At 36.2% G+C, this 13704-nt stretch carries 8 protein-coding genes; all 8 read left to right on the plus strand.

The window, feature by feature from the left end; genetic code table 11:
* Nucleotides 1-393: 393 nt before the first annotated feature.
* Nucleotides 394-3603, plus strand: coding sequence for a SusC/RagA family TonB-linked outer membrane protein (locus FLS47_RS15055; RefSeq protein WP_149915172.1), 3210 nt, complete (start codon nucleotides 394-396; stop codon nucleotides 3601-3603).
* 43 nt (nucleotides 3604-3646) lie between these two features.
* The gene (locus tag FLS47_RS15060) at nucleotides 3647-5317 is read left to right on the plus strand and encodes a RagB/SusD family nutrient uptake outer membrane protein (RefSeq protein WP_160067261.1); all 1671 of its coding nucleotides are present in this window, start codon (nucleotides 3647-3649) and stop codon (nucleotides 5315-5317) included.
* 17 nt (nucleotides 5318-5334) lie between these two features.
* Nucleotides 5335-7014, plus strand: a complete 1680-nt coding sequence (locus tag FLS47_RS15065) for a DUF5018 domain-containing protein (protein ID WP_149915174.1) — start codon at nucleotides 5335-5337, stop codon at nucleotides 7012-7014.
* Between the two features lie 64 nt (nucleotides 7015-7078).
* Complete coding sequence (locus tag FLS47_RS15070; RefSeq protein ID WP_149915175.1) at nucleotides 7079-8491, plus strand: alpha amylase family protein; 1413 nt, start codon at nucleotides 7079-7081, stop codon at nucleotides 8489-8491.
* 4 nt (nucleotides 8492-8495) lie between these two features.
* Entirely contained in the window at nucleotides 8496-9818 is a 1323-nt protein-coding gene (locus FLS47_RS15075; RefSeq protein ID WP_149915176.1) for an alpha amylase family protein, read from the plus strand.
* A gap of 83 nt (nucleotides 9819-9901) precedes the next feature.
* Nucleotides 9902-11077 carry an AGE family epimerase/isomerase gene (locus FLS47_RS15080; RefSeq protein WP_149915177.1) on the plus strand — a complete coding sequence of 392 codons (1176 nt, stop codon included), beginning with the start codon at nucleotides 9902-9904 and terminating at the stop codon, nucleotides 11075-11077.
* A gap of 32 nt (nucleotides 11078-11109) precedes the next feature.
* Complete coding sequence (locus tag FLS47_RS15085) at nucleotides 11110-12144, plus strand: phosphodiester glycosidase family protein (RefSeq protein WP_149915178.1); 1035 nt, start codon at nucleotides 11110-11112, stop codon at nucleotides 12142-12144.
* Nucleotides 12145-12161: 17 nt separating this feature from the next.
* Nucleotides 12162-13571: a calcineurin-like phosphoesterase C-terminal domain-containing protein gene (locus tag FLS47_RS15090; protein WP_149915179.1), complete on the plus strand. Its 1410-nt coding sequence runs from the start codon at nucleotides 12162-12164 to the stop codon at nucleotides 13569-13571.
* Nucleotides 13572-13704: the final 133 nt, after the last annotated feature.

A 13704-nucleotide genomic window follows, 5' to 3' on the forward strand; every position in this document is an offset into this window, starting at 1 on the left:
AAGTAAACAGCTAGCCCTTTTTTGATACCTTGTTTTTTGAATCTGAAAAAGATAAAAACCAATAAGCTGACTATCAATTGAATGAGAAAATTAAATTATTAAATCTGGTTTTTACCGGACGCTAATGTTTTTTAATATAAAATCTAGCGATATTGCATCGTATTTTTTTGATTTATTTATTAATTTTTTTTAAAAATATATTGGATATAGCTTTTAATATTTATAAATTAGTGCAATAATTACTAATTATATCTAAATAATAACCTGATAAGAATAAAATTATTTATAAAAAGCTGGACCAAATTTACATCTATACGATACTTTATTTGTAATAAATAGAGTAATAACAAGAGCTGAATTATGAAAAACACCAAAACAACAAAATAATAAATTATGAAATGTCTAAACTTCGCAACATCTAATGTGTTTAGAGCTTTCTGTTTGATTTTTATGCTGTTCAGTACAATGACTCTTTATGCGCAAACGGCATTGCGTGGAGTGGTTCGTACCGATAAGCAAAGTCCAATCGCAGGAGCTACAATCAAATTAAAAAACAGTAATCAACTTGTCTTCTCTTCATCTGATGGTCAATTCACTATTAATGTGGATAAATTCCCTTTAGAATTGGAGGTGTCTTATTTGGGGTATGAAACTCAGGTAGTGTCTGTCTCAGATAATAGACAAGTAAATGTTACTTTATTAGATTCTAATAATGAAATTGATGAAGTAATGGTAGTGGCATATGGTACGCAAAAGAAAAGTACTATGGTCGGATCAGTTGCTCAAATTAGTAGTGCTGAAATTAAGAAAGCACCTGCAATGAATATTACCAATACGTTAGCGGGCCGTCTTCCTGGATTAACTTCATTACAGCAATCTGGTCGTCCAGGAGCTGATAATGCGAGTTTATTTGTTCGTGGTATTGGTACATATGGCTCTAACAGAGGTCCATTAGTTATTGTAGATGATATAGAAAGACCTTCTTCTACTTTGGCTTATTTGGATCCAAATGAGATTGAAACCATTTCAGTATTAAAAGATGCGGTAGCAACTGCTGCATACGGAGTGCAGGCAGCGAATGGTATTATTATCGTAAAAACGAAATCGGGTTCTAAGTCTAAGCCAAAGGTTTCCTATGATTTTTCATTAAACATTGGACAAAACACACGATTCCCAAAATTCCTAGATGGCCCTGACTATATGGCTTGGTATAACAAGGGAACTGAGGTAGATAATGACATTTTATTAAATACAGGAGCTGACCAAGTTGCTTTCGTATTCTCACAAGAGATGATTGATGCTGTACGCAACGGTACAAATGATAATCCATTATTAGGAAATACAGATTGGATGGGTATATTGGCAGGTAACAATAGCTATTCTCAACATCATGCAGCAACTATTAACGGTGGTTCTGACAATACGCAGTACTTTGCTTCAATTAACCACTTAGAACAAGATGGTGTTATTAATCATACAAATTTCAAACGCTATAACGTACGCACAAATATCAATACGAAGGTTACTGACTATTTGAAAGTGGGCTTAAATATTGGTTTGAGAAATCAAGAAAGTAATACGCCAGGTATTTCTCCGGATAATACAGCTTACATGAATCCATTCTATCAGGCTACGCGTATGTTGCCTAACTTGCCAATGTTCGCTCCAACGGGTGAATATACTTCATCTAGAAATGGTGCAGGATTAATGAGCCCAATTGCTTCAGTCGAAGAATCTGGTTACCAAAAATACCTAATGAATATTTTCCAAGGAACGGGTCACTTAGAATTTTATGTTCCTGGTGTGAAAGGCTTAACAGCTAAATTGCAGGGAGCTTACGATTATCAAGGCCAAGAAGCTAAAACCTGGACGCAACCCTATACCACTATGATGCGTGATCAAGAGCAAGTTTCTGGAAATTATGTGGCTCAATATGTTGTTCCTGGTATTTCTAAAACAACTTTAAGACAAAGTTATTCTGCAAACTATAGTAAAACTCTACAAGGAAGCTTAAATTATAATAACACTTTTAATGACCATTCAGTAGGAGGATTGCTATTATACGAATTTTATAAAGGAACTGGTAATGTATTTTCAGCTGGAGCTAGTAATTTCCCAATTACAGTAATCCATGAGATTAATTATGGTTCTAAGGAAGATGAGGATCTTATTGCTTCTACAGGTTCTTCGAGCCCTGAGATTACCCGTGCGGGTGTAGTAGCTAAATTTAATTACGGTTTCCGTGATAAGTATCTATTCGAAGCTGCTGCACGCTGGGATGCTTCATCCAATTTTGCTAAACAAAACAGATGGAAAATGTTCCCTGGCGCAGGTTTAGGATGGGTAGTTTCTAAAGAAGATTTTTTCCAAGATATCGTTGACAATGGATCCATTGATTTCTTAAAATTCAAGACATCATTTGGACGAACAGGTAATGATCGTGCAAATGCAGGTCAGTTTTCATATATGCAGACATTTGCGCAGCAAACTACACCTGGTCTAGTGATAGGGGGGCAGCCGATTGCGGCGGTGTATTCTGCGAATATTCCGAATTCAGGCTTAAAGTGGGAGGAATCTCAAATGTTTAATATTGGGTTTGAATCTCGTTTGTTTAAGAATTTTGGATTTGACTTCGAATGGTTCTACAGATATACTTATGATATTCTTGGAGGTGTTGGTGGTCTTTATCCGGCGTCTATTGGTGGGTATCACGCATCCTTAGCTAATATTGGGACGATGGATAACAGAGGATTTGATGCGCAATTAAGATATAACAACACCTTTGGTGATTTCAAATTGGGCGTAACAGGAAACATCAACTGGTCTAAAAATAAGTATTTAAAATATCAAGAAGCGGATGGAACTCCAGCTCATTTGAGTGTAATTGGTCGTTCATGGGGCGAGAAGACAGGATATGTAGCTGACGGTTTTATTGAAACTTGGGAAGAAGCTAAGAATACATCTTCACCTTCTACAGGAATCATTGCACCAGGTTTCTTCCGTTATAAAGATTTAGATGGTGATGGTAGAATCACAGCTTACGGAGACCGTTCATTTATTGGGCGTTCAAATATTCCAGAGTTGATGTTCGGTTTGAATATCGATATGGCTTACAAGGGATTTGATTTCTCTGCATTATTGCAAGGTGCTGCATTAGCTGATGTGTCATTAGCTGGTGGATACGAAGGCGCTGTTGGAGTTAGTGGTGTGCATGATAATACAGTGTGGACCAAAACTTTCTATGGTAGTGGTAATTCACCTTATTTCTTGATGGAAAATGCATGGAGACCAGATAATATGGATGCAGAATTCCCACGTTTGACAGCAAATAAAGTAGGCGTTTCACCACACAATGCAAATGGAAACTCTGGATGGTTAAGAAAGGGTGATTATTTGCGTCTTAAATCAGTTCAATTGGGTTATACACTTCCTAAATCTTTATTGGATAAAGCAAAAATGGACAATGTAAGATTATTTGTTACTGGATCTAATTTATTTACTTGGGATCATTTGAAATTTATTGATCCAGAAATGCCTAACGTAAACTTAGGTTTCTATCCACAACAACGCATTTATGCATTTGGATTAAGTGTTACTTTTTAATATGAAGGTTATGAAATTTAAATCAAAATTTAAATATACAATAATGGCACTACTGTCATCATCTGTCATCGGCTTTAATAGCTGTGACATTGATATAGTGCCTCAAGATAGATTCACAGGAGAAATTGTTTGGTCTGATCCTGCTGTCGTTGAATTATACTTGAATGGTCTGTATGCAGAGATTAAGAGTTTTCAATTTGGGGTATTTCCTGGATTGGGCTATGATAATGCTATGGACGCTCTAGCGGATGGTATGAAGTTCACATCCACAGTATCTGGTAATGGTACGGTGAATACATTGATTAGTAACTCCAATCAATTTTCACCTTCAAGTGTTGGATTAAATTATTGGGGTTCAGCTTATAATCGTATTCGTCGTGTTAATGAGTTTTTGGGTTTTTTACGTACTCAATCTTCATTCCCAGAAGCAGAAATGTTGAGAATCGAAGCTGAAGCTCGTTTCATACGTGCCTATACATATCATTGGTTAGCGAAAATTCACGGCTCAGTAGTAATCTTAAAAGATATCAGTGATTACGCAGAAAAGGATAGACAACGTTCTTCTGAAGCGGAAGTTTACGACTTTATGATTGAAGATTTAAAATTTGCTGCCGCTAATCTTGGAAATACAAGCTTGGCAGGACGTGCTAATAAAGGTACTGCAAATGCGCTTCTATCTCGCGTGGCTTTGTATGCAGGTTCGATTGCTAAATATGATCTAAACCAATTTAATACGGATGAGCTAACAGGTATTCCAGCAAGTCGTGCGAAAGAATACTATAAAATTTCAGCTGATGCAGCTGATGCAGTTATCAGTTCAGGTGTCTACCAATTAGAGTCTGATTTCGCGAGTATCTTTACACGTAAAGTAGGTCAAGCTAATAAGGAGGCAATTTTACGTGTAGATTTTGTTGCTCCTCAATTGACACACCAATATGATTTTGGTTATGCACCTCCGCGTGATAACAATGGCAATACCATGGTCTATGGTGTACCAACTGCGGATTTGGTAGATGAGTTCGAGATGGCCGATGGAACGAAATTTTCATGGTCTAATGCTACACATGCGGCAAAGCCCTATGAAGGTCGTGAGTCGCGTTTTTATGCTTCGATTCTTTATCATGGAGCACAATGGAAAGGCCGTACACTAAACACTTCTGTTGCAGATGCGCAGGAGGGATTTTCCCAGTATGGAGTATTAGCAGAGCCTCGTCGTACAGTGACGGGTTACTATACGAAGAAATTCTTAGATCCGACTAATACAAATTTTGGTGTAAATAGAAGTTCTCAAAGCTGGATTGAATTACGTTTGGGTGAAGTCTACCTTAATTTGGCTGAAGCAAAAGCTGGATTAGATGATTACTCGGGTTCTGCAAGTACATTGTCTGCATTACGTACTGCACGTGGTTTAAATATTATCAACTATAATACTGCAGCTACTGCTTTAGCAGCTATAGAACACGAAAGAATGGTAGAGTTGGCTTTTGAAGGTCATCGTTTTTGGGATTTAAGACGTTGGAGGAAAGCGCATATCACGCTGAATAATAGACGCGTATCTGGGCATCGTGTAGAAGTAGCAGGTCAAAATGTGTCATATACAACTGTTCCAGCAGATGATAGAGATCGCAGTTTTACAGGTAGATTGTATTATTTACCTATTCCTGAGGCTGAGGTTCAGGTGAACACTGCATTAACACAAATTAAAGGGTGGTAATTATAAACTTATAGAATATGAAAAAGTTTTTAAGCAATATCACAGGATTAATTATGGTGTGTGCATTAGTATATTCATGTGCTAAGCCAGAACATATTCTTCCTAATGATAAAAATACAATAGCAGATTTTTACGCATCACTAGATGGTGATGGCAGAAATAGACATTTTAACAGTCGTATTAGTAATGATACAGTATATGTAGATATTGACTATTACTATCCAATCAACTCGGATAATGAGGTGGATCTTACTAAGATGTTATTGAGAGCATCTATCCCTACCGATGCTAAGATATCTCCGTCATTAGAGGGATATACAGATTTGACAAATCCTGTACATGTAACTGTAACTGCAGGTAATGGTGAGCAAACTAAATATGTAATTGTAGCGAATAAAAAAGGAAATACAGATGTTGTTACAGCTAAATTAACCTTTGAAGATGGTAATGGAGAAACGCAAGAATCAGATGCAATCATCATAGGAAAAGATATTAATTTTTCTATAGTCCCAGGTACTGTGGTGAATAATCCACGTATTACGTATTCTTTAAATAGACATGCTACAGGATCTATTACAAACGGCGGATCTATTAATCTAGCAGCACCTATTACCTTTACAGTAAGTTCTGCAGGAGACGCGAAAACTAACTATAAAGTGCAACAGGTAGTAGCAACTAAATTGACTAAAGGTATTCGTCCAGGTAGTGCTAAGATCATGTTCGTTAAGAAGTTGAAAACAGACTTAGGTATTACGGTAGACAATGTTACTGGTGGTATTGCAGCTTCTGGTAAGCACCTAGTTATCAATACAAGAGATCAAAATAGCATCTATATAGATGGTGTTACAGGTCAAAAAGTTGGAGAAATTAACCTTGGTGAAGTTCGTGGTGGCGTACGTAATTTCTATACTACATCGGACAAAGCGGGTAATATCTTAGTTAATAATTTGACTGCAAATGATGGTAATATATTCAAAATTTGGAAAATAAGTTCTGTAACTAGTACACCTCAAATATTCATTGAATGGAATGCTGGTGGGGCCGCATATGGACGTAAAGTTTCTGTAATTGGTGATATTACTAAAAATGCAATCATTACAGCCCCTCTTTATGGTTTAGCATCGTTAAATACATTCGCGCGTTGGGAAGTAGTAAATGGAGCTGTTGTTTCTCAAACACCTCAGATGGTTACTATAAACGGGTACACTTGGGCATGGAACAATGCTGATGTGATTTACACTAATCCGTCAAATACAAAAAGCGATTATTTCGTAGTAGGCTATGGTCAAAACACTTTAGGTAAAGTAAATGGCAATACGAATAATGTGGTAAATGAAAATGCAAAACTTGATGCAAACTTTGTGAGTAATACCGTGGACTACATTGAATTTAATAACGCCAAATTTGTAGCCTACAACCATATTAATGGATTTACGTGGGGTACTGCAGATAATGTGTTCTTGTATGATGCAGAGTCAGCTATGTCTGGTAATCCTGCAGCAACGGGTGCTCCTGGTGTTCTTTGGAAAACTACACCTGGTATTTATGGTGCCAATGCAAACGGAATGCCTGTTAATGGAAATACTACTGGTGACATAATAATGACTACATCCGAGAATGGATATTACATGTACCTATACTTCATGTTCACAAACGGTTGTGTAGTTGGTGTACAATTTGACTGTGTAGATTTATAATAATATAAGTTTTACTGCAGCTATGTCAAATTAAAACATGGCATAGCTGCATAATTTTTAATATATGAAGTTTAGTGCAAAAAAGATTTTGTGTGGTTTATTAGTTTGCGTAACAATTGCTTGCTCCAAAGATAAGCCATCTCTTCCCCCAGAAGTAGGTGGTCCATCTAAGCCAGATGATGAAACGCCAATCGATCAAGAGCCAGGAAGAAATGTGTTAGCATGGGTAGATGCACATTCAAATGTATTTGGAACTTACGGTAAGTTCAATGATAAAGCGGAAATTGTTGCCATTTTAGATAAGTTAAAGGACTCGGGCGTTACTGGACTTGTAATAGACGTAAAGCCATCTACTGGTCATACGATGTATCCTAGTAGTTTGCGTAAAGATTTAACAACACGCGACGGAAAAACAAGACCTACAGATTATGTAGAATTCTTAATTGCTGAAGCTAAAAAGCGTCAAATGAAATCCTATCTATCGATTGTAACTTTCGTAGAAGGCGATGCTAATCGTAAAATTGGTTACGTATATGACAATCCTACTTTCAAAGAGAAAAATGAAAGCATTGTTGTAGCAAATGAGCAAGGTCACTTGGCAAGAATCTCTACAGTTCAGAATTCTGTTTTCGTTAATCCAGCACAACCAGAGGCTCAAGAGCGCGCATTAGATTTAATAAAAGAAATTACAGGCAAATTTGATCTAGATGGTTTTATTCTAGACTATTGCCGTTATAACGATATTAATGCCGATTTCTCGGATTATTCAAAAGAAAAGTTCATCGAATTTTTAAAGACTAAATTCAATGATGCTTCCGCTGCAAATATGGATTTTCCAAAGGATATTGTTAACTCATGGAAATCAAGTAATGGTCAAATCGTACCAAATGTAACAGGTAAATATTACAAACAATGGTTGTATTTCCGTGCATCGGTAATTCAAGATTTTGTAAAAAAAGCACGTACAGCTGTGAAGTCTGTAAAATCAAATGTTGATTTTGGTGCTTATGTAGGAGCTTGGTATGGATCATATTATAATGTAGGTGTAAACTGGGCTAGTAAAAATTACGATCCTTTCCAAGATTACAACTTACGTATGGATTGGGCATACCCTGGATATGGCGAAACGGGTTATTTTGAAGAATTAGACTTATTGATGACAGGGAATTATTTCACGCAAATTATGTTGAGTGAAAATCCAGCAACAGCAGGTATGAAATACCACTGGTGGAGTATGGAAGGTTCTTTGAATGGTATCGAATACATCACTAAAAATACAAGACCAATTTATGGTAGTATGGATATCGGTAACATTAATTACAAAAACAAAGAAGAAATATCTCGTGGTATAAAATATATGCTTGGCAGAACTTCTGGTGGTGTAATGTTATTTGATGTAGTCCATATGTACGTACCACAATACAATTTCCTAAAGCAAGAGTTGTTTGATGCAGTTAAGGCAGGAGTAAAAAATTAAAAACATGTTTAGATTATTATATTTAGTATTAGGTTGTACGATTACTTTTATTTCATGCTCAACACAAAAAAACACGGATGATAAAAGTAAATATTTTGTTGACCGTAATATTTTATGGTTTGACGCCACAGCCAATTTTGACCGTTTTTGTTTTAAAGATTCTATAACTTTCTATTTAGAAAAATCAAAAGAAGTAGGTGTAACGGATGTTGTAGTCGATGTTAAACCGATAACTGGAGAAGTTCTTTATCCAAGTAAAATCGCTCCTGTGATGGAATCATGGGGAGAGTCTGGTGTAAAGAAAGACTTGTCTTGGGACATGTTGGCTTATTTCATTGAAGAAGGTCACCGACTAGGACTAAAAATTCACGCATCTACGAATGTTTTTGTAGCAGGTCACAATTTCTTTGATAGAGGTGTAGTATATGAAGATTCTACCAAAGCTGCATGGCAAACGATCTCTTATTTGCCAGAAGGATTTGTGAAAATCACAGATCAAAAGACGAAATATTCTGCTATGGTAAATCCAGTGTTGGAAGAAGTAAGAAATTATGAGCTATCAATTCTAAAAGAATTAGTTTCTTCATACCCTAAGTTGGATGGTATTATTTTGGATCGTGTACGTTTTGATAATTTGAATGCTGATTTTTCTGATTCAAGTAAGATTGCATTCGAAAAATATTTAGGACATTCTGTAGAGAATTATCCTCAAGATATTTTCTATTTCGAAGGAAAAGAGCGTAAAGAAGGCAAATTATACAAAGTATGGTTGGAGTGGAGAGCGAGTATTATTCATGATTTTATTTATTCTACTCGTGAGCAATTGAAAGCTATTAATCCAGATATCATATTTGGTGATTATACAGGCTCTTGGTATCCTTTATATTTTGATGTAGGTGTGAATTTCGCTAGTAAATCATATGATCCAAGCAAAGAATTTGATTGGGCAACAGAGAAATACAAAGATTATGGTTATGCCGATGCTTTAGATTTATTTACTACAGGTAATTATTATTTTGAAGTTGATAAATCAGAATTAATCAAAGATGACGGTGCAGCCGAAAGAACGCTTGAATCAGGTCTTATCGTTAAAAAAGAAGACTGGTATACAGTAGAAGGTTCTGCTGAATTGGTGGAGAAAGTTGTTAAAGGAGAGACTCCTGTATACGCTGGCTTATATGTAGAGCAATACAAAGATAATCCAGAGCAATTTATCAAGGCACTAAAAATGTGCCGTAAAAAATCTCAAGGTTCCATGATTTTTGATATTGTACACATCATAAATTATGGTTGGTGGGATGAGCTAAAGGCAGGATTGAACGACTAATTAACTACATCTAATCATCCACACAAATAGCATTTGTGTGGATGATTCATTTTAAATAAAATACTAAATCTTGTAATCATATAATGATCGAATACGCAAGAAAATATAAGGGTGAATTACTCTTGAATGTTTTACCCTTTTGGGAGAAATATTCTATTGATAAAGAGTTTGGGGGATATTTTACGTGTTTAGAGCGTGATGGTTCTGTTTTCGATACGGACAAATTTATGTGGCTTCAAGGTCGTCAAATTTGGACAATGTCTACGATGTATGATCGCGTAGAGTCAAAGGAAGAATGGAAATCTATTGCCGAGCATGGGGCAAGATTTATCTTGGATCATGGTCGTAACGCAAACGGAGATTGGTATTTTGCTTTGGATCGCAGCGGCAAGCCTTTAGTCCAACCATATAATATTTTTTCGGATTGCTTTGCTACAATGGGATTAGCTTCATTGTACAAGATCACCAACAAAGATGAGTATGCTCAGGTTGCTGTACATACATTTAACCGAATCCTAGCAAGGCAAGAAAATCCCAAAGGAAAATACAGCAAGGCATATCCTGGTACGCGCAATCTTAAAGGTTTTTCTCTTCCAATGATCTTGAGTAATCTATCCTTGGAATTAGAACACCTTGTTGGAACGCAAACCGTTGAAACGCTAATTGATGAAATTATCCATGAAGTAATGGAGGTTTTCTATCAAGCAGATAGTGGTTTGATCATGGAGAGCGTACATTTGGATGGATCATTCTCTGATACATTTGAAGGGCGTCTAGTAAACCCAGGTCATATCATAGAAGCAATGTGGTTTATGATGGATTTGGCTGATCGTCGCCAGGATTCTGATTTGATGAATAAATGTATTGCTATTGCATTACGCGCCTTAGAGTATGGTTGGGATGAGCAATATGGCGGTATTTTATATTTCAAAGATATTTTAAACCGTCCTCCTCAACAGTTGGAGTGGGATCAGAAATTGTGGTGGGTGCATTTGGAAGCTTTAGTATGCATGGCCAAAGGCTACGCATATAAAGGTAATGAGAAATGTAAAGTGTGGTTTGAGAAACTGGATGCTTATACCTTTACACGTTTTTCGGATCCTACTTATGGTGAATGGTACGGGTACTTGAATCGTCAGGGCGAACCATTGCTTACACTCAAAGGAGGAAAATGGAAAGGCTGTTTCCATGTACCGCGTGCCTTACTAAAAGTATATGAGGCAATTGAATCTATCAATAAACAACCGCTAATTGTATAGTATTAATAATAAACATTTTATATCCCTAAATTATGATGAAATCTAGTATAAAATTGCTCTTAGCTTTAGCTATATGTTCTAGTTATTCCTGTAAAGAAGAAACTCATACTCCTCCAACTTGGGGTGTAGAAGAACCTGATAAAGGAGCTGAAAAAAATGAAAACATTGTAAAGTTAGGTTGGACAAATGTTGAAAAGACATTTGGTGACTTACCAAACCATATCACAGTTTACAAATCTCCTGCTACTTTGCAAAATAAACAAGCTATCGCTTATATTGCTGTAGGAGATATGTCAAAGGCTACTTTTGATATATTGGGAGATATTGCATACGATGAAACGGCTAAGGGGTATGGCTCGAAAACTGTTAATACCTTGACACAGTTTTATGCTAAAACGCCCAAACCTATTATAATTAATGCTGGTTTGTTTTATTATGCAAACGCCTTTTATTTTTCACAAAATTTAGTTGTCAAAAATGGAGTTATGCTATCTCCTAATCAGAATTATTTCTCGAAAGATTGGGTTACAATGTGGTATCCAACATTGGGTGCATTTTCACAAATGCAGGATAATTCTTTTAAAGCGTCGTGGACGTATTTTACCAGTGCTGGTTTAAATTATTCTTATAATAAGCCTGCGGCGAATGATGCTTCAAAAACTCCATTGGGCGTCCCTACAGCCACATTTCCAGAGACTGCAACGGTTTTGAATGCAAAAACTGCGATTGGTGGTGTGGGCGTGTTGCTTAAAAATGGCGAGATTAAAAATACATACATTGAAGAAATGTTAGACGTGTCTTCTACTTCAAATCAACCACGTACGGCGATAGGTATTACGGCTGATAAAAAAATGATATTATTTGTTTGCGAAGGTAGAAATGTGACAGCAGGTGTTGCTGGTCTCACTACATTAGATGTGGCAAATGTAATGAAATCCATAGGCTGTGTTGAAGCTTTGAATTTAGACGGAGGTGGTTCAAGTGGTATGTTGGTAAATGGAAAAGAAACAATCAAACCTAGTGGAGGTTCTCAACGAGCAGTATTAACTGGGGTCAGTTTACAATAATGTCATTTTAAAATAGAATGAGAGTTTTTCTTACAATAATATTTGTTGCTGCACAAATCTTTATTGCTTTTGCTCAACAGCAAATTTCCGGTTACGTACGTGCAAATAACAAAGCTGTTCCAAATGTGGTTGTAAGTGTTGGAATATCAACAACAATTACGGATAAAAATGGATATTATACTTTGCAGAGTACTGAAGGAGATAAATTCGTCCAAATATCAACGCCAAGTGGTTATGTTCCGAATGTATTAAAAACTATTCCAAGTTTTTACCAAAAGATAGAACCCTTAAAATCAAATTATGATTTTGAATTGATTAAAAGTACAAAATCTGATAAGGCATATAAGTTTTTTGTGCAGACTGATGTACAGGTAACCAATAGAGATGATCTCAAATTGTATGAAGATCATGTGTTAACTGATATTCAGCAAACGCTTGAAAAGGATAAAAAATCAATATGGTTTGGTGTTGATCTAGGCGATATGGTAGGGGATGATCCCAATTTGTTTGAGCCCTATGTAGAAGCGATGAGTAAATTAGACCTACCTGTTTATAGAACTATCGGTAATCATGACATGGCTTACTGGGGAAGATCTTTTGAAACCTCAGAAACACACTTTAATAAGCATTTCGGGCCTACTCGTTATTCATTTGATGTGGGTAATGTGCATTATATCATCTTGAATAATAATTTCTATATCGGAAGGGATTATTTTTATATGGGGTATATAGATGAACAGACTTTTCTATGGTTAGAGAGAGATTTAAAATATGTCCCCAAAGATAAGACTGTATTTGTAATGCTGCATATTCCAACTAGGCTACAAGTTGAAAAACCTGCGTTTCAGTATAATTATTCGCTTATGGGCGGAACAACTATCAATGCTGATCCTTTGTATAATCTGTTGAAAGAGCACAAAACTCATATTTTGTCTGGACATACGCATTTGAGCAATAATATTGTTCATTCTGATTCGCTCTACGAACACAATATTGCGGCAGCATCTGGCAGTTGGTGGAGTTTAGATGTTTGTACCGACGGTACACCGAGAGGCTATCGTGTTTTTGAGATTAATGATTCTGAGGTATCATGGTATTACAAAAGTCAAGGTTATCCTCAAGAATATCAATTTCGCGCGCAAATAGATAATGAAGGAAATATTGTTGCTAATGTATGGAACTATGATTCCGCTTGGAAAGTTGAATGGCTTGAGGATGATAATGTAATCGGTGAAATGGCTAGGTACGAAGGAGTAGATCCATATGTGCAGGCATTATGTACTGATCGTTCAAAAATAAAGTACGATTGGATTGCTCCAAGTACAACCAATCACCTCTTTAAAGCCAAGTTAAAAAAAGAAAATGCTTCCGTAAAGATCAGAGTTACAGATCGATTCGGAAATATATATACATCTACCATTAAATAAGCAGAAGAGGCCGTCTCAAAATAATTGAGGCGGCCTTTTTTAGTTTGACAGGAATTTGTCAGTGTTTATCCACTGTGTGAGCTACAAGTTCATAATATTTCAATATTTTGTTTAAAACGATGAAAAAGCGGTC

Source organism: Sphingobacterium cavernae (genome assembly GCF_008520265.1).
GTDB lineage: Bacteria > Bacteroidota > Bacteroidia > Sphingobacteriales > Sphingobacteriaceae > Sphingobacterium > Sphingobacterium cavernae.

Coding starts and splice junctions, on each gene's coding strand:
- FLS47_RS15055 (WP_149915172.1), top strand. CDS start 394: ATGAAATGTCTAAACTTCGCAACATCTAATGTGTTTAGAGCTTTCTGT.
- FLS47_RS15060 (WP_160067261.1), top strand. CDS start 3,647: ATGGCACTACTGTCATCATCTGTCATCGGCTTTAATAGCTGTGACATT.
- FLS47_RS15065 (WP_149915174.1), top strand. CDS start 5,335: ATGAAAAAGTTTTTAAGCAATATCACAGGATTAATTATGGTGTGTGCA.
- FLS47_RS15070 (WP_149915175.1), top strand. CDS start 7,079: ATGAAGTTTAGTGCAAAAAAGATTTTGTGTGGTTTATTAGTTTGCGTA.
- FLS47_RS15075 (WP_149915176.1), top strand. CDS start 8,496: ATGTTTAGATTATTATATTTAGTATTAGGTTGTACGATTACTTTTATT.
- FLS47_RS15080 (WP_149915177.1), top strand. CDS start 9,902: ATGATCGAATACGCAAGAAAATATAAGGGTGAATTACTCTTGAATGTT.
- FLS47_RS15085 (WP_149915178.1), top strand. CDS start 11,110: ATGATGAAATCTAGTATAAAATTGCTCTTAGCTTTAGCTATATGTTCT.
- FLS47_RS15090 (WP_149915179.1), top strand. CDS start 12,162: ATGAGAGTTTTTCTTACAATAATATTTGTTGCTGCACAAATCTTTATT.